Source organism: Streptomyces sp. LaBMicrA B280 (assembly GCF_049222185.1).
Classification (GTDB): Bacteria; Actinomycetota; Actinomycetes; order Streptomycetales; family Streptomycetaceae; genus Streptomyces; species Streptomyces murinus.
The window spans coordinates 15,082-36,012 of the sequence record NZ_JBMJCT010000035.1; the positions used below are offsets into that span (position 1 = coordinate 15,082).

At 74.5% G+C, this 20,931-nt stretch carries 21 protein-coding genes; 16 read left to right on the forward strand and 5 right to left on the reverse strand.

The features are described 5' to 3' along the window. Positions 1–73 precede the first annotated feature (73 nt). Positions 74–1,591, forward strand: a complete 1,518-nt coding sequence (gene pelF / locus ACLF5H_RS27065) for a GT4 family glycosyltransferase PelF (protein ID WP_421678618.1) — start codon at positions 74–76, stop codon at positions 1,589–1,591. Here pelF and ACLF5H_RS27070 read toward each other — a convergent pair. Further along, a complete protein-coding gene (locus tag ACLF5H_RS27070) occupies positions 1,507–2,079 on the reverse strand; it encodes a hypothetical protein (RefSeq protein WP_421678619.1) in 573 nt (190 codons plus the stop codon). The genes pelF and ACLF5H_RS27070 overlap by 85 nt on opposite strands. A 9-nt stretch (positions 2,080–2,088) precedes the next feature. Then, positions 2,089–2,376, reverse strand: coding sequence for a hypothetical protein (locus ACLF5H_RS27075; protein ID WP_421678620.1), 288 nt, complete (start codon positions 2,374–2,376; stop codon positions 2,089–2,091). Positions 2,377–3,100: 724 nt separating this feature from the next. Here ACLF5H_RS27075 and ACLF5H_RS27080 point away from each other — a divergent pair. From ACLF5H_RS27080 to ACLF5H_RS27115, 8 genes are all read left to right on the forward strand, one after another. Then, positions 3,101–4,102 (forward strand): GDP-mannose 4,6-dehydratase, encoded by a 1,002-nt coding sequence (locus ACLF5H_RS27080; RefSeq protein WP_421678621.1) that lies wholly within the window; start codon positions 3,101–3,103, stop codon positions 4,100–4,102. Between the two features lie 41 nt (positions 4,103–4,143). After that, positions 4,144–4,857 carry a nucleotidyltransferase family protein gene (locus tag ACLF5H_RS27085; RefSeq protein ID WP_421678622.1) on the forward strand — a complete coding sequence of 238 codons (714 nt, stop codon included), beginning with the start codon at positions 4,144–4,146 and terminating at the stop codon, positions 4,855–4,857. A gap of 7 nt (positions 4,858–4,864) precedes the next feature. Then, complete coding sequence (locus ACLF5H_RS27090) at positions 4,865–5,485, forward strand: NAD-dependent epimerase/dehydratase family protein (protein ID WP_421678623.1); 621 nt, start codon at positions 4,865–4,867, stop codon at positions 5,483–5,485. Further along, a complete protein-coding gene (locus ACLF5H_RS27095) occupies positions 5,409–5,786 on the forward strand; it encodes an NAD-dependent epimerase/dehydratase family protein (protein ID WP_421678624.1) in 378 nt (125 codons plus the stop codon). The genes ACLF5H_RS27090 and ACLF5H_RS27095 overlap by 77 nt, the downstream gene beginning before the upstream one ends. Further along, positions 5,783–6,454, forward strand: coding sequence for a spherulation-specific family 4 protein (locus tag ACLF5H_RS27100; RefSeq protein WP_421678625.1), 672 nt, complete (start codon positions 5,783–5,785; stop codon positions 6,452–6,454). The genes ACLF5H_RS27095 and ACLF5H_RS27100 overlap by 4 nt, the downstream gene beginning before the upstream one ends. A gap of 40 nt (positions 6,455–6,494) precedes the next feature. After that, positions 6,495–7,151 carry a maltokinase N-terminal cap-like domain-containing protein gene (locus ACLF5H_RS27105; RefSeq protein WP_421678626.1) on the forward strand — a complete coding sequence of 219 codons (657 nt, stop codon included), beginning with the start codon at positions 6,495–6,497 and terminating at the stop codon, positions 7,149–7,151. A gap of 254 nt (positions 7,152–7,405) precedes the next feature. Next, the gene (locus ACLF5H_RS27110; RefSeq protein ID WP_421678627.1) at positions 7,406–9,274 is read left to right on the forward strand and encodes a M1 family aminopeptidase; all 1,869 of its coding nucleotides are present in this window, start codon (positions 7,406–7,408) and stop codon (positions 9,272–9,274) included. A gap of 138 nt (positions 9,275–9,412) precedes the next feature. Further along, positions 9,413–10,267 carry a lysozyme gene (locus tag ACLF5H_RS27115; RefSeq protein ID WP_421678628.1) on the forward strand — a complete coding sequence of 285 codons (855 nt, stop codon included), beginning with the start codon at positions 9,413–9,415 and terminating at the stop codon, positions 10,265–10,267. A 60-nt stretch (positions 10,268–10,327) separates the two neighbouring features. On the opposite strand, the gene ACLF5H_RS27120 is transcribed toward ACLF5H_RS27115, so the two are convergent. After that, positions 10,328–11,494, reverse strand: coding sequence for an FAD-dependent monooxygenase (locus ACLF5H_RS27120; protein ID WP_421678629.1), 1,167 nt, complete (start codon positions 11,492–11,494; stop codon positions 10,328–10,330). A 92-nt stretch (positions 11,495–11,586) separates the two neighbouring features. On the opposite strand from ACLF5H_RS27120, the gene ACLF5H_RS27125 reads away from it, so the two are divergent. Next, entirely contained in the window at positions 11,587–12,144 is a 558-nt protein-coding gene (locus ACLF5H_RS27125; RefSeq protein WP_421678630.1) for a TetR/AcrR family transcriptional regulator, read from the forward strand. Between the two features lie 171 nt (positions 12,145–12,315). Here ACLF5H_RS27125 and ACLF5H_RS27130 read toward each other — a convergent pair whose 3' ends face one another. Beyond that, positions 12,316–13,482 (reverse strand): AI-2E family transporter, encoded by a 1,167-nt coding sequence (locus tag ACLF5H_RS27130; protein WP_421678631.1) that lies wholly within the window; start codon positions 13,480–13,482, stop codon positions 12,316–12,318. Between the two features lie 98 nt (positions 13,483–13,580). Between ACLF5H_RS27130 and ACLF5H_RS27135 the strand changes: the two genes are divergently transcribed. Next, the gene (locus tag ACLF5H_RS27135; protein WP_421678632.1) at positions 13,581–13,778 is read left to right on the forward strand and encodes a hypothetical protein; all 198 of its coding nucleotides are present in this window, start codon (positions 13,581–13,583) and stop codon (positions 13,776–13,778) included. Between the two features lie 157 nt (positions 13,779–13,935). Here the strand turns inward: ACLF5H_RS27135 and ACLF5H_RS27140 are convergent, their stop codons facing one another. Beyond that, on the reverse strand, positions 13,936–14,424 hold the full coding sequence (locus tag ACLF5H_RS27140) for a DUF2267 domain-containing protein (RefSeq protein WP_421678633.1): 489 nt from the start codon (positions 14,422–14,424) through the stop codon (positions 13,936–13,938). Between the two features lie 171 nt (positions 14,425–14,595). On the opposite strand from ACLF5H_RS27140, the gene ACLF5H_RS27145 reads away from it, so the two are divergent. The 5 genes from ACLF5H_RS27145 to hypF all read left to right on the forward strand — a co-directional run bounded on the left by ACLF5H_RS27145 (position 14,596) and on the right by hypF (position 20,928). Next, the gene (locus ACLF5H_RS27145) at positions 14,596–15,333 is read left to right on the forward strand and encodes an MgtC/SapB family protein (protein ID WP_421678634.1); all 738 of its coding nucleotides are present in this window, start codon (positions 14,596–14,598) and stop codon (positions 15,331–15,333) included. A gap of 134 nt (positions 15,334–15,467) precedes the next feature. Then, entirely contained in the window at positions 15,468–17,222 is a 1,755-nt protein-coding gene (locus ACLF5H_RS27150; protein WP_421678635.1) for a hydrogenase maturation protein, read from the forward strand. Then, positions 17,219–17,800 (forward strand): hydrogenase maturation protease, encoded by a 582-nt coding sequence (locus ACLF5H_RS27155; RefSeq protein WP_421678636.1) that lies wholly within the window; start codon positions 17,219–17,221, stop codon positions 17,798–17,800. The genes ACLF5H_RS27150 and ACLF5H_RS27155 overlap by 4 nt, the downstream gene beginning before the upstream one ends. Before the next feature lie 60 nt (positions 17,801–17,860). Next, complete coding sequence (hypB, locus tag ACLF5H_RS27160; RefSeq protein ID WP_421678637.1) at positions 17,861–18,598, forward strand: hydrogenase nickel incorporation protein HypB; 738 nt, start codon at positions 17,861–17,863, stop codon at positions 18,596–18,598. After that, positions 18,595–20,928, forward strand: coding sequence for a carbamoyltransferase HypF (gene hypF, locus ACLF5H_RS27165; protein WP_421678638.1), 2,334 nt, complete (start codon positions 18,595–18,597; stop codon positions 20,926–20,928). Before hypB ends, hypF begins: the two co-directional genes overlap by 4 nt. Positions 20,929–20,931 lie beyond the last annotated feature (3 nt).

Sequence of the window (20,931 nt, forward strand, 5' to 3'; positions counted from 1 at the left end):
CCGGATCCCGGCCGCCACGACGCGGCCGGGAACCGCACGACCACCCCACAACTCTGGCCGTGGAGCCCGATCGATGCACGTTCACCACGGCGCGCGCCGCCCCGGCGCGGCGCACGTCACCCTGCTCACCGAAGGCACCTACCCGCACAGCCACGGCGGCGTCAGTGTCTGGTGCGACCAGCTCGTCCAGGGCATGCCCGACCTGGACTTCGACATCATCGCCGTCACCGGCACCGGCCGCGAACCCGTCGTCTGGGACCTGCCCGCCCAGGTCCACCAGGTGCTCTCCGTCCCCATGTGGGGCGATCCGCCCGAGGGCCGCGCGCCCCGGGGCCGCGCCCTCACCCGGCTCACCGCCGCCTACGAACGCTTCCTCACCGCCCTCCTCGACCCGTGCGCCGAGGACCAGTTCCCGCCCGCGCTCTACCTGCTGGCGCGGGCCGCCGCAGACGGGACGCTGAGCCCCTTCCTGCGCGGCGACCGGGCCATCGCCCTGCTCGCCACCGTGTGGAACCGCCCGGGCCTCGCCGCGCGCGAGGCCCGCCCCACCCTGCACGACGCGGTCACCGCCACCGCCCTGCTGGAACACGCCCTGCGCCCGCTCGCCGCCCCCACGCCCCGGCACGGCGTGGCCCACGCGGTCAGCGGGGGAGTGGCCGTACTGCCCGGACTCGCCGCCCTGGACCGGCACGGGGTCCCGCTGCTGCTCACCGAGCACGGCGTCTATCTGCGCGAGCGCTACCTCGGCTACCGCACCGCGCCCTACCGCTGGCCGGTGAAGGCCGTCGTCCTCGGCTTCTTCCGGCTGCTGGCCGAGGAGAGCTACCGCAGGGCCGCCCTGATCACCCCCGGCAACCGCTACAACCGGCTCTGGGAGGAACAGGGCGGCGCCGACCCGAAGGCCATCCGCACCGTCTACAACGGCGTGGACCCGGCCGCCTTCCCGCCCGCCGGACCCGAACCCGCCACACCGACCCTGAGCTGGGCCGGCCGGGTCGACCCCATCAAGGACCTGGAGACGCTCATACGCGCGTTCTCCCTCGTCAGGGCCGAGATACCCGAGGCCCGGCTTCGGCTGTTCGGCGGCACACCCCGCGGCGGCGAGGCGTACCGGGAGCGCTGTGCCGCGCTGGCGGCCGAGCTGGGCCATGGCGACGCCGTCGCCTTCGAGGGCCGCGTCGAGGACATCAAGGACGCCTACGCGGCCGGGAACGTGGTGATGCTCTCCAGCATCAGCGAGGGCTTCCCGTTCACCCTGATCGAGGCCATGTCCTGCGGCCGGGCCACCGTCTCCACCGATGTCGGCGGGGTGCGCGAGGCGGTGGGCGACACCGGACTCGTCGTACCACCGCGCGACCCGCGGCGAATGGCGGCGGCCGCCCTGGAACTGCTCCGCGACGGCGAGCGGCGCGGCGCCATGGGAGAGGCCGCGCGGCTGCGGGTGATCGAGCAGTTCACGCTCCGCCAGACCATCGACACCTTCCGCTCGATATACCTGGAACTCCCTTACCACACACGAGAGTTCAGCACCCCGTCCGCGCCGGAGCGCGAGGCCGGGCGCCGGACCGCCGCGGGGAGCCTGGCCGGATGAGCGGACCCATGGCCCTGGAGCCGGGCGGCGCCGAACAGGACACCCTCGCCCTCCGGCTCGCCCGCCCCGACGACCGCACCCTGTCCCTGCGGCTGCCCGGCCTCGGCACCGACGAGGCGGCCGTCAGCCTGCTGGCCGCCGAACTCGCCGACCGGATCGGCCCCGCCGTCCACCCCTACGAGGTCGCCGCCCTGCTGGAGGCCGAGGGCCTCACCGCCGAGACGATCAAGGACCGGTACGGCCACCCGAACCTGTTCTCGCTGGCCACCGCCCTCTACGAACAGGTGCCCCGCACCTTCCCCGAGCCCGCGCGGGCCGCCGACCCCTGGCGCCCCGACCATGTCCGCTGTCTGCTGCGCGGGCTGCTCTTCGCCCTGCCGGGCCTCGCCTACCCGCTCACCGCGCCCCTGTGGCACCCCGGCGGGCACGCCGCCGCGCTGATCCTCGCGGGCCTGGTCTCCTGGGCCTTCGGCCAAGGGCTCGGCCACCGCGCCCACTTACGCAAGGCGACCGGCCCCCGGGAGGCCGCCCGCACTCTGGCCGCGGGCGCGCCGCTGGGCGCCGCGCTCGCCACCGCCCTTCTTCCGATCTCGGGCGCGCCGCTGGGCGCCGCGCTCGCCACCGCCCTCGCCGCGCCGCTCACCGGCGGCGGCCCGGTCCTGCTCGCCGTCGCCGCCCAGTCGCTCTACCTCGCGGCCGCCGGCGTCCTGCTGGTCCTGGCCCGGGAGAAGACACTGCTCGCCGCGCTGAGCCCGCTGCTCGCGGGCGCCGCCTGCCTGCTCCACTGGGACCCGGGTCCCCTGCCGCGCCTCGGCCTCCCCTTGCTGGCGCTGCTCGCCACCCTCGCCGTCACCGCCCACGCCCTGCGCGGCCTGCTCAAGGAACCCGGCGCCGACGGCGGCAGGCGGCCCCCGCTGCGCTGGTCGCTGCCGTACGGCCTGTTCGGTCTCGCCGCCGGGCTGCTGGTGCTGCTCGAAGGCCGCCGGGAGCCGTACGCGGTGATCGTGCTGACCCTCAGCATGGGGCCCGCCGAATGGCTGCTCTACCGCTACCGCGGCCTGTCCGTCGCCGCGCTGCGCGCCACCGCCACCCCCGCCGGATTCCTGCTGCGCTCCGCCGGTGTCCTCGGCCTGTGCCTGCTCGGCTATCTGCTGCCGCTGCTCCCCGCCGCGTATCTCACGGGCGCCCCACCGGCGCCCCTGCTGCTGCTCGCGGCCACCCTGTGGACCGCGCTGCTCCTCCAGGCGTTCGGCACCGCCTGGCCGCCCGCCGTGATCTGTCTGGCCGCCGCCGGCGCGGCCGGCGCGGTCACCGCGCTGCGTCTGCCACCCGGCCCGGCCGCCCTGTCACCGCGCTGCGTCTGCCACCCGGCCCGGCCGCCCTGCCGCTCGCCTGCGCGGCCGCCGTGCCCTGTCTCCTGGCGTGCGCGCTGCGGCTGCTCGGCCGCCCGGCCCGGCACGCCTGAACCAGAACCTTCTTCTTCCTCGACTCACTGGAAGGACCCACCAGTTGACCTCCCAACCGCTCGCCGCCGTCACCGGCGCCGAGGGCTTCATCGGCTCCCACCTCACCGAGGCCCTGGTCGCCTCCGGGCACCGGGTGCGGGCCATGGCCCAGTACAACTCCTTCTCCTCCTACGGCTGGCTGGAGACCCTCGCCCCGGACGTCCTGGACCAGGTGGAGATCGTCCTCGGCGACGTCCGCGACCCCGGCTCCGTGCGCGGCCTGCTCGAAGGGGCCGACGTGGCCTACCACTTGGCCGCCCTGATTGCGATCCCGTACTCCTACCAGGCGCCCCACAGCTATGTGGAGACCAACGTCACCGGCACCCTCAACGTGCTCGAAGCGGTCCGCGCTCTCGGCACCCCCCGCCTGGTGCACACCTCCACCAGCGAGACCTACGGCACCGCGCAGACCGTGCCGATCACCGAGGACCACCCCATCAACACCCAGTCCCCGTACGCCGCTTCGAAGGCGGGCGGGGACCGGCTCGCCGACAGCTACCACGCCAGCTTCGGCACCCCGGTGGTCACCCTGCGGCCGTTCAACACCTTCGGACCGCGCCAGTCGATGCGCGCCGTCATCCCCACCGTCATCGGGCAGGTCGCGGCGGGGGAGCGGACCATCACCCTCGGCGATCTGCGGCCCACCCGCGACTTCCTGTTCGTCAAGGACACCGCGCGGGCCTTCCTCGCCGTGGGCGCCGCACCCGCCGAGCAGGTCGTCGGGCGCACCTTCAACGCCGGTACCGGCGGCGAGATCTCGGTCGGCGACCTCGTCGCCCTGATCGGCAAGGTCATGGACACCGCCCTCGACGTCCGCGCCGACCCCGCGCGCGTCCGGCCCGCGAACTCCGAGGTGATGCGGCTCGTGGCCGACGCCGGACGGCTCACCGCCGCCACCGGCTGGGGGCCCGTGCACACCCTGGAACAAGGGCTCGCGCACACCGTGGAGTTCTTCCGCGACCCGGCCAACCTGGCCCGCTACAAGACCGGCATCTACAACATCTGATCCGTCCGGCACGTCACGACGTCTTCTCAAGGAGGCACCCCATGCACGCAGTGATCCTGGCGGGAGGCAAGGGCGTCCGGCTGCGGCCCTACACCACCGCGCTGCCCAAGCCGCTCGTGCCCATCGGCGACCAGCACGCCATCCTGGAGATCGTGCTGCGCCAGCTGTCCGCGGCCGGCTTCACCGGCTGCACCCTCGCCATCGGACATCTCGGCGAGATCATCCGCGCCTACGTCGGCGACGGCTCCCAGTGGGGCATGGCCGTCGACTACGCCACCGAGGAGAGCCCGCTCGGCACCATGGGCCCCCTGCTCAACCTGAAGGACCGGCTGCCCGAGGACTTCCTCGTGATGAACGGCGACATCCTCACCGACCTCGACTACGCGGACGTACTGCGCCGCCATCACGCGTCCGGCGCGCCGCTCACCATCGCCACCTACGCCCGCAAGGTGCACATCGACTTCGGCGTGCTCACCACCGACGCCAGCAAGGTCGTCGCGTTCACCGAGAAACCCAGCATGGACTACCGGGTCTCCATGGGCGTCTACGGCCTCTCCCGCGCCACCCTCGACGGCTACACCCCCGGCCTTCCGCTCGGCTTCGACGAACTCGTCCTCGACCTGCTCAGAGCCCAGAACCCGCCGCACGCCTACGAGTTCGAGGGCTACTGGCTGGACATAGGGCGTCCCGACGACTACGACCGGGCCAACGCCGAGTTCACCAGCCGCAAGTCCCTGCTGCTCAAGGGAGCCTGAGTCCCGCATGCGCATTCTCGTCCTGGGCGGCACCGGATATCTGGGCCGCCGGGTGATGGAACAGGTGCGCGCCCTTCCGGGCGCGCGCCTGCTCGCCGGGGGCCGCACCGGCGCCGAGTACACCGTCGACCTCGCCGCCGACCGGCCCGAGCGGCTGGCCAAGACCCTGGCGGCGGCCGCGCCCGACGCCGTGGTCAACTGCGCGGGCGCCACCGGCGGCGACCCGGTGACGCTCGCCGAGGTCAACGCCCGGGGGCCCGCCGTGCTCTGCGCCGCCCTGCGCGAGGCGGCCCCCGCGGCCCGCCTGGTCCATCTCGGCTCCGCCGCCGAGTACGGCCCCGGCACCCCCTGCGCGGCGGTCACCGAGTCGGCGCCCGCCTGCCCCGTCACCCCGTACGGCGCCACCAAGCTCGCCGGCACCCTCGCGGTGACCGCGGCGGGCCTGGACGCGGTGGTGCTGCGGATCGGCAACCCGGTCGGGCCCGGGGCGCCCGCGGCGAGCCTGCCCGGCCGGATGGCCGCGCTGCTGCGCGGCGAGCCTGCCCGGCCGGATGGCCGCGCTGCTGCGGGCGGCCGGCTCCGACCCCGGGGCCGTGCTGCGGCTCGGGGACCTGTCGGCCTACCGTGACTTCGTGGACGTCCGCGATGTGGCCCGGGCCGTCGCCCTCGCCGTCACCGCGCCCGGACCGCTGCCGCCCGTGCTCAACATCGGCGGCGGCGGGGCCGTACCGGTGCGCGAGCTGGTGCACGGGCTCGCCCGACTCGCCGGATTCCGCGGGGAGTTGGCGGAGGACGGGGGCGGCTCGGCGCGCTCCGCCCAGGTGTCCTGGCAGTGCTCGGACATCGGCGCCGTCGAACGCGCACTCGGCTGGCGCCCGGCCCACGGCCTGGACGACGCCCTCGCCGCGCTGTGGGCGGCGACACCGTGAGCCTGCTGATACCGCTGTATGTGCACCCGGCACAGGATCCGGGCGCCTGGCACCGGCTGATCACGGCGGCCGCCCGCACCTACGCCGTCGTCCTCAACCCCGCCAGCGGGCCCGGCGAGGCGCCCGATCCCGCGTACACCGCGGCGGCGCGGGCGCTGCGCACGGCGGGCGCCCGGCTGCTCGGGTACGTCGACACCGACTACGGGACGCGGGAGCGGGCCGCGATCACCGAGGACGTGCGCCGGCACCGGCTCTGGTACCGGACCGACGGCTGCTTCCTCGACCGGGTCACCGCGACCGCCGAGGGCCTGCCGGACTGCCGCCGCCTGGTCCGCGAGCTGCGGCGGTCCGGCACCGGCAGCGTGGTGCTCAACCCCGGCGTCCATCCGGCGCCGGGGTACGCCCGGCTCGTCGATCTCACCGTCACGTTCGAGGGACACTGGGCGACGTACGTCTCCGCGTTCACCCGGCCCTCCTGGGCCGCGCGTCAACCACCCGACCGGATCTGCCACCTGGTGTACGGCGTGCCCGCCGCCCTGGTCCCGCTCGCGGTGCGTACCGCGCGGGAGCGGGGGGCCGGGGTCTGCGGGCCGGTGACCGGCGAAGGGCCCAATCCCTGGGCGGGGTTGAGTCCCGCGCTCGAGTTCTCGGACGGTGTGCGAGGCTGAGCCCGATCAGCACGCTCACACCGGGGAGACCACCACCGTCATGGCCGTCATCCACCACACGACCCTCACCCCCTCCAAGGTCGAACTGCTCGCCGAGTGGCTGCCCACCCGCCCGTGGTACCGCGGCGGTTCCGGCGCCCCCGTCCTGGAGAAGACCGGCGGCTTCCGGCTGGACGACCCCGAGGGCGAGGTCGGCATCGAGATCATGATCGCCACCGACACCACGAGCCCGGAGCGGACCGCGTACCTGGTGCCGCTGAGCTACCGGGGCGCGCCGCTGGAGGGCGCCGAGCACGCGCTCGTCGGCACCATGGAGCACGGCGTGCTGGGCAAGCGCTGGGCGTACGACGGGATGCGCGACCCGGTGCTGGTCACCGAGCTGCTGCGGCTCGTCGCGGGCCGGACGCAGGCGATGGCGCAGAGCATCACCGACTCCCCGGACCACGAGGTGACCCGTGCCTACACCGGCGCCCCGTTCACCCCGGCGGCCTTCACCCCGACCCCGGCGGACGACGCGGACGGCACCCATCTGCCCACCCCGCACGGCACGGCCCTGCGCCTGCACCGCGTGCTCACCCCGACGGACGGCAATCCCCCGGTCCCGGCGACGCCCGCGCTCGGCCACATCTCCACGGGCTGGCCGACGCCCTCGGGCGCTCGCCTGCGCGCGGTACTCCTGACGGTGTGCCAGCGCTGAGCCGATCGTGCCGTCCGGCATGACCGGACCGGCATGACCGGACCGGCATGACCGGACCGGCATGGACGCTCTGGCATGGACGGGTCAAATCTGGCACTCTTTCGGCAGTCGTCGCCCCGACCCCAGCGGGGGAGGCGACCGGTTCCTCAGCACAGCGCTCGCGCAAGCCCCGTACGCGACCGCCCCGGCGCATCCCAGCCGACCGGGCGGTCGTCGAGCAGGCCGGGACCCCGGCCGCCCCGAAGGAGTAGCGTGTGAGACCGACCCCCCACAAGGCCGCAGGCGTTGCCGCGCTCACCGCCGCCGCCCTGGCCGCCTTCTTCCTCCCCGCCGTGCCCGCCGCCGCGCACACCGCACCCGCACCCGCGAGCGCGGCGGCCGACTGCACACCCGCCCAGGTGGTCACCGACGGCGGCTTCGAGAACGGGAGTCCGGCGTGGACCCCGTCCACGTCGACCGTGATCACCAACCGCACCGGGCAGAGCCCCCACGGCGGCAGCTCGTACGCCTGGCTGGACGGCACCGGGAAGACCCGTACCGACAGCCTCACCCAGAGCGTCACCGTCCCCAGCGGGTGCGCCACCGCCACCCTCAGCTTCTATCTGCACATCGACACCGCCGAGACCACGTCGAGCACCGCCTACGACAAGCTGACCGCCACGTTCGGCAGCACCACGCTGGCCAGTTGGTCGAACCTCGACAAGAACACCGGCTATGTGCAGAAGTCGTTCGACGTGTCCTCCTTCGCCGGGCAGACGGTGAACCTCACCTTCACCGGCACCGAGGACTCCAGCCTCCAGACCAGCTTCGTCCTGGACGACATCGCCCTCGACACCTCCGGCGGCACCGCGCCCCCGGCCACCGACACCACCCGCACCCCCGCCGCGCCCGGCTACACGGTGAACCTCAGCAGCGACACCAGCGGCACCGCCTGGACCGGGCACGAGAGCGTGACCTTCACCAACGCCTCCGCCACCGCGCTGAACGAGGTCTATCTGCGGCTGTGGGACAACTACCACGGCACCTGCTCGGCGATGCCCATCAAGGTCACCAACGTCACCGGCGGCACCGCGGGCGACCTCTCCGTGGCCTGCACCGCGCTGAAGATCACGCTGCCCGCCCCGCTCGCCCAGGGGCAGAGCGCCAGCATCGGCTTCGACCTCGGCATCACCGTGCCGAGCGGCGCCGACCGCTTCGGGCACGACGGCGCGTACAGCAACATCGGCAACGCCCTGCCCGTCCTCGCGATCCGCGACGGCGCGGGCTGGCACCTCGACCCGTACACGAACAACGGCGAGGCCTTCTACTCGCTGGCCGCCGACTTCAAGGTCACCCTCGACCACCCGACGAGCCTGCTGGTCCCGGCCACCGGCACGTCCACCGACACCCCCGGCACGAGCGGTCGTACGATCACCACGGCCACCGCCTCCCAGGTCCGTGACTTCGCCTGGGCCGCCGGGCCCTTCAGCAAGATCTCCGGCACCTCGCCGGCCGGCGTCGCCGTGAACGTCTACTCGGTGTCCGGCATCAGCTCCGCCAGCGCCCAGTCGATGCTCAGCACCGCCAAGTCCGCCGTCGACACCCACGCCGGGCGCTTCGGCGCCTACCCGTACGGCGAGCTGGACGCCGTCCTCGACAACAACTACTGGTTCGGCGGAATGGAGTACCCCGGCTTCGTCCTCGACCTGGTCAGCAGCACCGCCCTCACCCATGAGATCGCCCACCAGTGGTGGTACGGCATCGTCGGCGACGACGAGTACAACAGCGCCTGGCTGGACGAGGCGTTCGCGGACTACTCGACCGACCTCGCCCAGGGCATCACCGGCTCGGGCTGCTGGAACAGCGTCTCCTGGGCCTCCGGCGCGGAGAAGATCACCAACTCGATGGCGTACTGGGACGCGCACTCCTCCCGCTACTCCACCGTGGTCTACGGCTACGGCAAGTGCGCCCTGCACGACCTGCGGCGCCTCATCGGTGACACCGCCATGACCAAGCTGCTGAAGGACTACGCGACCGCGCACTGGTACGGCGTCTCCACCACGGCCGAGTTCAAGGCCGCGGCCCAGGCCGCCACCGGCACGGACCTGACCTCCTTCTGGACCCAGCACCGCATCGACGGCTGACGGGCCCCCGGCCGGTCGCGGGTACCCCGGAAGGGGCGCCCGCGACCGGCCGCCGGGGCACCCGGATGGCCCAAACCGGCGAGTAGCCGTCTTCGTTGGGCGGAACCCGGGGTGCGGCGCGGCCCGATGCCGGGTCAGATGGAAGCCGTGCGAAGCTCCATGGTCCTTTCCCGCGGCCGCTCACGCCTGACCGTCACCGGCGTGCTGACCGGCCTCCTCCTCACCCTGTCCGTCCCGGCGGCCGTGCCCGAGAGCGGCGCCGTGACCCCCGAGCGGGGCAGCGCCTACATGGGCATGGGCGTCCTCGCCCACGACGGTGCCGCCGCCCCCGGCCCCACCGCCGACTCGCTCTCCGACTCCCGCACCGGCCTGACCGAGGGCGTGGACGTCTCCAGCTACCAGCGCAACGTCGCCTGGTCGACCCTGTACGGCAGTGGGGTGCGCTGGGCGTACACCAAGGCCACGGAAGGAACGTCGTACAAGAACGCCTACTTCAACCAGCAGTACACCGGCTCCTACGACGTCGGCATCGTGCGCGGCGCCTACCACTTCGCGACCCCGGACAGCACCGGCGGCGCCGCCCAGGCGGACTACTTCGTCAACCACGGCGGCGGCTGGTCGGCGGACGGCAGGACGCTCCCCGGGGTGCTCGACATCGAGTGGAACCCGTACGGCGGCGACTGCTACGGCAAGTCCAAGAGCCAGATGGTGACCTGGATCCGTGACTTCCTGAACCGCTACAAGGCCCGTACCGGCCGGGCCGCGGTGATCTACACCGCCACCAACTGGTGGACCCAGTGCACCGGGAACTACGGCGGTTTCAGCGCGAGCAACCCGCTGTGGATCGCCCGCTACGCCTCGACGGCGGGCACGCTGCCGGCCGGCTGGCAGTACTACACGATGTGGCAGTACACCTCCACCGGCAAGACCGTGGGCGACCACGACCGCTTCAACGGCGGCACGGCACAGCTGAAGACCTTCGCCTCCGGCTGACCCCCGAACCGCTCGCGGCGGGGGCGGCCGGGTTCGGGGGCCGCGGACGCCTGACGGCGTTCAGTCCCGCGCCGGAATCACCGGCGGTGTCCAGTCGGCGCGGCGCAGGATCGTGCGCAGGGTGACCCTGGCCGGTGCGAGGCGCATCGCGGTGTTGCGCAGGCCGACGGCCAGAGGGCCGGAGAGCTGCTGGCCCAGTCGGCCCGCCTGCCGGGCGGCGCGGGCCACGGCCTGGGCGCGGGGCCGGCGTTCGGCGTCGTAGCGGGCCAGTGCCTGGGCGAGGGACGGTGCCCCGGCGAGCGCGGCGGCCAGTGCCGCGGCGTCCTCCAGGGCCTGGCAGGCGCCCTGGCCGAGGTTCGGGGTCATCGCATGGGCCGCGTCGCCGAGCAGGACGACCCGGCCGGAGACGAACGAGGGCAGGGGAGCGGCGAGTTCGTGGATGTCGTGGTGCAGGACGTCCTTCGGCCGGGTGGCCGCCAGCAGGGCGGGGATCGGCTCGTGCCAGCCGTCGAAGCGGCGGCGCAGCATGCCGAGCGGGTCGGAATGCCGCACGCCGGGCGGTGAGTTGAGCACCGCGTGCCACTCGGCGTGGCCGTCCGCCAGGCCGATGTGCCCGAACTCCGCGCCCCCGCCCCAGGTCAGCTCGAAGTCGGTGGACAGTTCCAACGGGCTCCGTGTGATGGCCCGCAGCACGGTGGAGCCGCTGTAGGAGGGGCCGGGGTGGTCCGGGAACAGCTGGGAGCGCAACCGGCTGTGCACCCCGTCCGCCGCGACCACGAGGTCCGCCGCCATGATGCCGTCCGGGAGCGGCACGCCCACCTCGGCGGGGTCGGAGCGGTACAGCGCGGGCACGGTCGCGGCGATGTGCGGGCAGTCGTCCGGGAGCCGCTCGCGCAGCAGCCGGTGCAGGACCGAGCGCCGGATGCCGACGATCGGCGTTCCCAGCGCCCGCTCCAGCGCCCTGCCGTCCATGGGGGCCAGCCGACGGCCCGAGGGGGTGCGGGTGCCCCCGGTGTACTGGGGGTGCGCCGCCGCCCGCACCGCCGCCCCCGCGCCGAGCGCGTCCAGCGCCCGCAGCCCGTTGGCGTGCAGCGAGATGCCCGCGCCCGCGTCCCCCGGCACCGCCGCCCGCTCCACCACCCGTACCCGCCAGCCGATCCGGCGCAGCCCGATGGCCGCCGCCAGCCCGCCGATGCCGCCCCCGACCACCACCGCCGTGTCACCCATGCCGGGCCCCCTTCGCCTTGGCGCTTCTACAGCTGTAGAAGACCGTACAGCGGGGTTCTACGGCTGTAGAAGGCGGGGTGTAGAAAGAGGGGGTGTCCACAGATCGACGTACTCTCCTCGCCGACACGGCCATCACCGTGCTCGCCGACACCGGCGTCCGGGGGCTGACGCATCGCGCCGTCGACCGCGCGGCCGACCTGCCCGCCGGTACCACCTCCGCCTACTTCCGCACCCGCCAGGCGCTGCTGACCGCGCTGGTGCGCCGTCTGGTGGCGCTCGACCAGGCGGAACTCGAGCGGATGGGGGAGCGGCTGCCGGTGCCCCGGTCTCCCGCCGAACTGGCCGCCGGAATCGATGAGTTGATCCGGGTGCGGCTCACCGGGGAGGGGCGCCGCCGTACGCTCGCGCGCTATGCCTGCGCCGTGGAGAGCGTCCATGACCCCGTGCTGCGCGAGATCCTCGTGCCGCGCGAGAACCCGGCGCGGCGCTCGGTGTGCGACTTCCTCGCGGCGCAGGGGGTGGCGGACGCGGAGGAGCGGACGGTCTGGCTGCTGCTCTGTGTCGACGGGCTCGTCTTCGACCGGCTGGTGAACGGCGGCGGCGTCCGGGAGGCGGAGATCGCCGGGCTGGTGGCCGCGGCGCTGCGGTGAATGTCTCGCCCGGCCGCTCCGGGAGACACGACGGCGGCGCCGCCTCCTTGGGACGAGGGGGCGGCGCCGCTCTGCTGATGGGACCGGTGCTCGAACACGGTCTGCGGCCCGTCACCCGCACCACGTGAGTATCACCCGGTCGGAGCAGTCGAAGCGGGCTGATGAGGCCACTCAGGGCGGTACGGCCCGCAGCGCCCGCAGCACCGCCCACACCACCGAGATCAGCGGCACCGCGACGATCGCCCCGATCACCCCGGCCACGATGCTGCCCGCGATCACCGACACGGCGACGACCAGCGGATGCAGCCGGACCGCCCAGCTCATCACCACGGGATGCAGCACATGCCCCTCCAACTGGCCGATCACCACGATCAGCGCCAGCACGGCCAGGGCGGTGAGCGGCCCCCGCCCGGCCAGCGCGACCACCGTGGCGACCGCGAGCGCCACCGGCGAGCCCACCAGCGGCACGAACGCGGCGAAGAACTCCAGCAGGGTCAGCGGCAGCGCCAGCGGCACCCGCAGCAACAGCAGCGCCACACCGACCAGGACGGCGTTGGTGGCGGCCACGATGATGATGCCGCGGGTGTATCCGGCGAAGGACCGCCAGGCCGCCCGCCCCGCCCGGTCCCAGGCCGTACGCGCCCCGGCCGGCAGCAGCTCCTCGCGCGCCCACGCCCACAGCCGCTCCCCGGAGTGGATGAAGAACACCGAGGCGAACAGCGCCAGCGCCCCGCCGGTCACCAGCTCCACCACCCGGCCGAGGCCGCTGACGGCGCTGCTGAGCAGGTTGGAGCGGTGTGCGGCGAGGTAGTTGGTGAATTGGCGTTCGAGCGCGGAGAGCCGGCCGGGGCTGAGCCGGAACGGCGGCCGCTGGAGCCATTCCTCGATCCGGTGCACACCGCCGCGGAACTCGCCCGCGAGCCGCGGCGATTCGCCCGCCACCGCGTTGCCCACCAGCGCGAGCAGCGTGAGGAGCACCAGCAGGCTGCCGACCAGCGCGGCGGCGACGGCCAGCGGCCGGGGCAGGAACCGGCTGAGCAGGTCGGCGAGCGGGCGCAGCACCGAGGTGATGACCAGCGCCAGGAACAGGGCGACGGCGATCAGCTGGAAGCTGCCGAGGACGATGAACACGCCGTAGACGACGGCGCCGACGAGGATGAGCCGCCAGGCGTAGGCCGCGGCGACGCGCAGCCAGGGCACGGTGCGTTCGGTCACCGGCTCCGACGGCTCGGGACGCGGGGAGGCCGCGAGCCGCACGGAGTACGCGGGCCGGCTGCCGAGCCCCGTCCGGCGCCCGCCGCCCCCCGGCCCGGCCGCCCGCCGCCGCGCATCACCCACCGTCGCTCCCGTCCCACGCTCCTGGAAGCACCGTAAGCACACCCCCGCCCACCCGGCCCGTCCAGCGCCCGCGCCCGGGTCACCCCCCGCCCACGAACGTGACCGTCCGCCTGACCCGCTCCGGCACGCGCGCCCGCCAGGAGATGTGGCAGGGGCCGACTGATGTGACAGTGGACGTGGGCCACGCGGCCCTGGTGCGGGTGGCGGTCACGGGACCTCCACAACTCTCCCCGGTGGGCGAGTTCGCGCCGGGGCACTCGCGGGGTGTCGTCGGCCAGGAGGTGTGCCTCCAGTGATCACCGTCGCGGTTCTGCTGCTCCCCGTTCTCAGCCTTCTGCTCTTCGGTCTCGATCAGGTAGAGGACCGATGGGTGACCCGCCCGTCGAAGCCCCGTACCGCGCGCGTGCGCAGACACCGCCGGGTCCGGCCCGAGCGTCGCTGACCGGCTCCGGCTCAGCGGTCCGGCTCGCTCGCCCGCTCCAGCGGCAGCAACTCCCTGATGTCCGCCGGCAGCGCGCCCGCCATCCGCTCGGTCAGTTCCGGGGCCGGCGCGGCGTCCAGGACCTCCAGTACGGCGGCGGCGTCCCGCAGCGCGGTGTCCTCGTCGGTGCCCGCCCGGTCGGCTATCCGCCCGGCGAAGGCGGTCAGCCCGAACCGCTCGCCCGCCGTGCCCGGGCCGTCCGCACCCGGGGCGCCCGAACCCCGTGCCCGGGATTCCCGTGCGTCCGGTTCCCGGGCGTCGGACCTCGCCCCCGGGTCCGCCGCCCGCCGCATCGCGTCGGCCATGTCCGGTGGCAACTGGGCGGCCACATGCCGGGCCGGCCCGGACGGCAGCCGTTCCGACAGCGTCGCAACGACCGCGTGCGCGGCCCGCTCGGCGAAACCCCGGTCGGGCAGCTGGGCGAGCGCCTGCACCTTTCCGATCATCTCGTCGTGCCGCATGCGTCCGTCCCCTTCCTCACGCCTCACATTCCCCAGGCGGCCGAGTACCCCTCTCACGGTCGGCGGACGGCCGACGGGCGCCGCGGGGACCGGGCCGGTAGCGTCAGGAGACCACCTCGGGGGTAGACGCCAGCGGCAGGACGAATCGGCGCGATGAGATGAGAGGTGTGCATGACGGGAGTGTGGCTGGCGGCACCGTTGTGGGACATACACAACGGCCAGGGGCCCAGGCAGCTGGCCGAGCTGGGGCTCGCGCTGGTGCTGTCGACCTTGATCGGCTGGGAGCGGGCGGCCCAGCAGAAGAGCGCGGGCCTGCGCACCCACACACTGGTCGGCATCGCCAGCGCGCTGATGATGGAGGTCTCCCAGCACGGTTTCACCGCCGTGCTCGGCCTGGAGCACGTCTCCTTCGACCCCTCCCGCGTCGCCGCCCAGATCGTCTCCGGCATCGGCTTCATCGGCGGTGGTCTGATCTTCGTACGACGGGACGCGGTACGGGGCCTGACGACCGCCGCCACCGTCTGGCTGACCTGCGCCGTCGGCATGGCCTGCGGCGGCGGGCTGCCCGTGCTCGCGCTGGCGGTGACGGCGCTGCACTTCCTGGTGGTGCGCGGCTACTCCTACTTCTCCGGCCGACTGGTCCCCGGCACGACCGCCGCCGCCTTCGAGGCCCGGCTGACCTACCGCACCGGCACCGCCCTGCTGCCCCGCCTGATGGAGACCTGCACCCGGCTCGGCTTCCGCATCGTCCAGGTCAAACTCGAACGACTACCCGGCCGCACGGACGACGCCGCCCGCGTCCTCCTCGCGCTGGAGGGCACCCAGGACCCGTCCCGGCTGACCTCGGAGCTGTTCCAGGACGAGGGCGTGCTCGACATAGAGCTGATCCCGGCGTCCGACGAGGAGTGAGGCACGGCCCTCCGCGGATCGCCGCGTCCGGGTGCGCCCACGCGGTCCGGATGGCGCAAGGGCGCCGCGTGGCGGGGGTGAATCCCCGTGGCGGTCCTTCGCGGGACGCCCCGCGGGGGTGAGCATGCCGCGTCATGGACATCCTGCTCGTGGCCGGCGCGTTCAACAGTCTCTGCCAGCGTGTGTACGCCGAACTGACCGACCGGGGGCACCGCGTGGACGTCGTCCTGGCAGCGCGGGGCATGGAGCCGGTGCGGGCCGCCGTACGGGAGCGGGCCCCGGACCTCGTGATCGCCCCGATGCTCACGACCGCCCTGCCCGAGGACGTGTGGCGGGAGCACACCTGTCTGATCGTGCATCCGGGGCCGCCCGGCGACCGGGGGCCCGCCGCGCTGGACTGGGCCGTCGCCGCCCAGGCCCCGGACTGGGGCGTCACCGTGCTCCAGGCCGAGGCCGGGATGGACGCGGGACCCGTCTGGGCGGCCGAGCCGTTCCGGATGGCGCCGGTCGGCAAGAGCGACCTGTACCGCAACGAGGTCGCCGACGCCGCCGTCACCGCCGTCCTCACCGCCGTACGCCGGTACGCGGAGGGCGCGTTCAAGCCCCGCCCGCAGAGCGACCCCGCGATCGACGTCGTCCGGCGGGGCCCCTTCCGCCAGGAGCGGCGCCGGATCGACTGGGCGCACGACGACACCGCCACCGTGCTGCGCAAGCTGCGCGGCGCCGACTCCCGGCCCGGCGTCCTCGACGAACTCCTCGGCCGGGAGCTGTTCCTGCACGGCGGGCACCCCGAGGACGAACTGCGCGGCCGCCCCGGCGAACTGCTGGCCCGCCGCGCGGGAGCGGTCTGCCGGGCCACCCGGGACGGCGCGGTCTGGATCCCGGAACTGCGCCCGCGCAAGAACTCCGGCGACCCGGCACCCTTCCGCCGCCCCGCCGCCGCGGTCCTCGCCGCGCTGGACCCCGGCCTCGAACTCCCGGAGGTCCCGGCCCCATTGGAGCTGCCCCAGGACCGGTGCACCTACACCGACATCCGCTACCGGCAGCACGGCGACGTCGGCCTGCTGAGCTTCTCCTTCCCCGGCGGCGCCATGAGCACCGACCAGTGCCGCAGGCTGCTCGCCGCCTACGAGCACGCGCTCACCCGCCCCACCCGGGTCCTGGTGCTCGGCGGGCCGCGCGACTTCTTCTCCAACGGCATCCATCTCCACGTCATCGAGGCGGCGGCCGATCCGGGACAGGAGTCCTGGGTCAACCTCAACGCGATGGACGACCTGGTGGAGGCGGTCCTGCGCACCACCGACCGGCTGGTGGTGGCCGCCCTCGCGGGCAACGCGGCCGCGGGCGGCGCACTGCTCGCCCTCGCCGCCGACCAGGTCTGGAGCCGCACCGGCAGCGTCCTCAACCCGCACTACCGGCGCATGGGCCTGTACGGCTCCGAGTTCTGGACCTACACCCTGCCCCGCCGCGTCGGCCCGGACGAGGCCCGCCGGCTGACCGAGCAGGCGCTGCCGGTGAGCGCGGCGAACGCCGAACGGATCGGCCTGGTGGACCGGCTCGTACCGGCCGCGCCGGGGGAGTTCGCTTCGACGGTGGAACGGCTCGCGGCCACCCTCGCCGCCGCCCCCGACCTGGACCGCCGTATCGCCGCGAAGGCGGCCGCCCGCGCCGCCGACGAACGGCACCGGCCCCTCGCCACGTACCGGCGGGCCGAACTGGCCCGAATGCACGCCCTGTTCTTCGACCCGCACGCCCCCTATCACGCCCTTCGCGCGGCCTTCGTGCGCAAGACCCCGACCGGCTCATCCCGCCCCCTGGCCGCACCGCCCGACCCCCGGCAGCCACTCACCGGCCAAACCGGCCCCGCCGAAGCCGGAGCCGCCCGATGACCGCCCCCCTCCTCGTCGCCGGTGTCGGCAACATCTTCCTCGCCGACGACGCCTTCGGGCCCGAGGTGATCCGCGCCCTCGAACAGCGCCCGCTGGCTCCCGGGGTGCGGGTGCGGGACTACGGCATCCGCGGCCTCGACCTCGCCTACGACCTGCTCGGCGGATGCGCCACCGCCGTACTCGTGGACGCCGCCCGGCGCGGGCAGCGGCCCGGGACGCTCTCCCTGATCGAGGCCGAACCCCCCGACGGGGACGTCCCGCCGGAGGCGCACGGCATGGACCCGGCGACGGTACTGGCCCTGGCCACCCACCTGGGCGAGGAGCCGTTGCCCCGGGTGCTGGTGCTGGCCTGCGAACCGCAGGTGCTGCCCGCCGGGGACGAGGACATCCTGCCCGGACTCAGCGCGGCCGTGCGCGCCGCCGTCGAACCCGCCGTCACCGCGCTGCACGCGCTCGTCCCGCTGCTGCTCGCCGACCCGGCCGCACCGGCGACCGCATTGGGCCGCTCGATGGAAAACGGCCCGCCGCACCCGGCTGCGCTGCCCGCCCGCACGCCCGCGACGGCCGAAGATCGATGACACCCGGGCCGCGCGGGACGCGGCCCGGGGCCCAGCCGCCGAACCCGAGGAGCAGCGCCCATGTGCCGGTCCGACGACGTCCGACAGGCCGTCCTGGCGAAGAACGACGACCTCGCCGCGCGCCTGCGCGAGGAACTGGCGGAACAGGGGGTGGCCGTCGTCAACCTGCTGTCCAGCCCGGGGAGCGGCAAGACCGAACTCCTCGGCCGGATGCTCGCCGACGCGGTGGCGCGGGGCGTGCCCGTGGCCGCGCTCACCGCCGACCTGGCCACCGAGAACGACGCGACCCGGCTCGCCCGCTCCGGCGCCCCCGTCCAGCAGGTCCTCACCGACGGGCTCTGCCACCTGGAGGCCCGCCAGGTGCGCGAACGGCTCACGGGCTGGCTGCCCGAGGACACCTCGGTGCTCTTCGTGGAGAACGTCGGCAATCTGGTCTGCCCCGCCTCCTACGACCTCGGCGAGAACCTGCGGATCGTGCTGATGGCGGTCACCGAGGGCGAGGACAAGCCGCTGAAGTACCCGACCGCGTTCGGCTCCGCCCATGTCGTCGTCATCACCAAGACCGATCTCGCCGAGGCTGCGGGATTCGACGAGAGCACGTTTCGCGCGAACGTCCAGCGGGTCAACCCGGGGGTGGAGATCGTACGGTCCTGCGCCCGCACCGGCGACGGCGTCGGCACCGTCCTCGACCGCGCCCTCGCCGCCCGCGACGGCGCTCCCGCGCACCGGCCGCCGCTCGCCCCGCAACCGCACGGACACCACCACCACCAGCACACCGAGTCCGCGCCCGTCGCATGACCGCTCCCGCGACCGGCCCGGTCCGCCGCCGGCTCACCGTGCACGGCACCGTGCAGGGGGTGGGCTTCCGGCCGTATGTGCACCGGCTGGCGGCCGAGACGGGCCTGGCCGGGTTCGTCGGGAACACCGGTGACGGCGTGCTGATCGAGGTCGAGGGTCCGGCGGCGGAGGTGGCCCGGTTCTGCGCACTGCTGGCCCACCGGCCCCCGCCGCTGGCCACGGTGACCCGGGTCGCTCACGAGGAACTGCCCGCCACGGGCGCCGCCGGACCCTTCGCGATCCGCTCCACCGCACCGGCGAGCGGTCGCACCCAGCTCCCGCCCGACACCGCGACCTGCGCCGACTGCCTGCGCGAACTCGCCGACCCGGAGGACCGCAGGCACCGGCACCCGTTCGTCACCTGCACCCACTGCGGCCCCCGCTTCACCCTCGCCACCGGCATGCCCTACGACCGGGTGGCGACCACCATGGCCGGCTTCCCGATGTGCCCCGACTGCGCCCGGGAGTACGGCGATCCCGCCGACCGGCGCTTCCACGCCCAGCCCGTCGCCTGCCCCGGCTGCGGGCCCCGGCTCACCCTGACGGGCCCCGGTATCCGCCCGGCACGGGACGCGGACGCGCTCGCGGCGGCACGCGGACTGCTCGCCGCCGGACGGATCGTCGCCGTCAAGGGGCTCGGCGGCTACCACCTTGCCTGCGACGCCACCGACCCGGCGGCCGTCGCCACGCTGCGCGCGCGCAAGGAGCGCGGCGGCAAGGCGTTCGCCGTGATGTGCGCCGATCTCACGGTCGCCGAGCGCCTCGCGGTGCTGACCCCCGCCGAGCGCGCCGCGCTGACCGGGCCCCGCCGCCCCATCGTGCTGGTCCGCCGCCGCACCCCCGCGGGCGAGCTGGCCGACCAGGTCTGCCCGGGCAGCCCGCACCTCGGGATCATGCTGCCCTACACCCCCGTGCACACCCTGCTGTTCGGGCTGCCCGGCGACCCACCGGGACCCCGGGCACTGGTCATGACCAGCGGCAACCGCTCCGGCGAACCCATCGTCACCGACGACACCGAGGCCCGCACCCGGCTCGCGGGACTCGCCGACGCCTGGCTCGCCCACGACCGGCCCATCGCCGCGCCCTGCGACGACTCCCTGCTGCGGGTCCGACCCGACGGCACCGAACAGGTGCTGCGCCGCTCACGCGGCTGGGTCCCGCGCCCGCTGCGGCTGCCGGTCCCGGTGCGGCCCGCGCTCGCGGTCGGCGGCGACCTGAAGAACGTGCCCTGCCTCGGCGAGGGCGAACTCGCCTGGTTCGGGCCGCACATCGGCGACATGGGCGACCTGGCCACGCTGGACGCCGCCCGGCGGGCCGAACGGCAGCTGACCCGGCTGACCCATGTCACCCCCGGGCTGATCGCCGGTGACCGGCACCCCGGGTACCACTCCACCGGCTGGGCCCGCAGACGTGCGGGCGCCCGGCTCCCGCTGCGGCTGGTCCAGCACCACCACGCCCATATCGCCTCCGCCATGGCCGAACACGGCCTCGACGGCACCACCCCGGTCATCGGCGTCGCCTTCGACGGCACCGGATACGGCGACGACGGCACCGTGTGGGGCGGCGAGATCCTGCTCGCCGACTACACCGGCTACCGCCGCTTCGCCCATCTGACCCCCGCCCCGCTGCCCGGCGGCGACGCGGGCGTGGCCAACCCCTGCCGACTGGCCCTGGCCCGGCTGTGGGCCGCGGGCCTGCCCTGGACGGCGGAACTGCCCAGCGTCACCGCCTGCTCCCCGACCGAACTCGCCCTGCTGCGCCGGCAGTTGGACCGCCAGGTGGCCTGTGTCCCCACCTCCAGCATGGGCCGCCTCTTCGACGCCGTGGCCTCCCTCGCCGGAGTCTGCCACCGCGCCGGGTACGAGGCGCAGGCCGCGCTGGAGCTGGAGGCCGCGGCCCTGGACGCACGGGACGCGGACGCGGTGGCGTACCCCTTCGGGCTCACCGGTGGCGCCACCCTCGCCTGCGATCCCGCGCCGATGCTGCGGGCGCTGCTCGCCGACCGGCGCCGCCGCACCCCGGCCCCGGTCCTCGCGGCCCGCTTCCACCGAGGCGTGGCCCGCGCCGTCACCGAGATCTGCCGCCGGGCCCGCGGCGCGACCGGCCTCGACACGGTCGCCCTCACCGGCGGGGTGTTCGCCAACGCCCTGCTGGAGGAGAAGTGCACGGCCCTGCTGCGCGCGGACGGCTTCACGGTCCTGCGGCACGGCGAAGTACCCCCGAACGACGGCGGGTTGGCGCTCGGCCAGCTGATGGTCGCGGCCACCGCACCCCACCACGAGACGGAGTGAGCC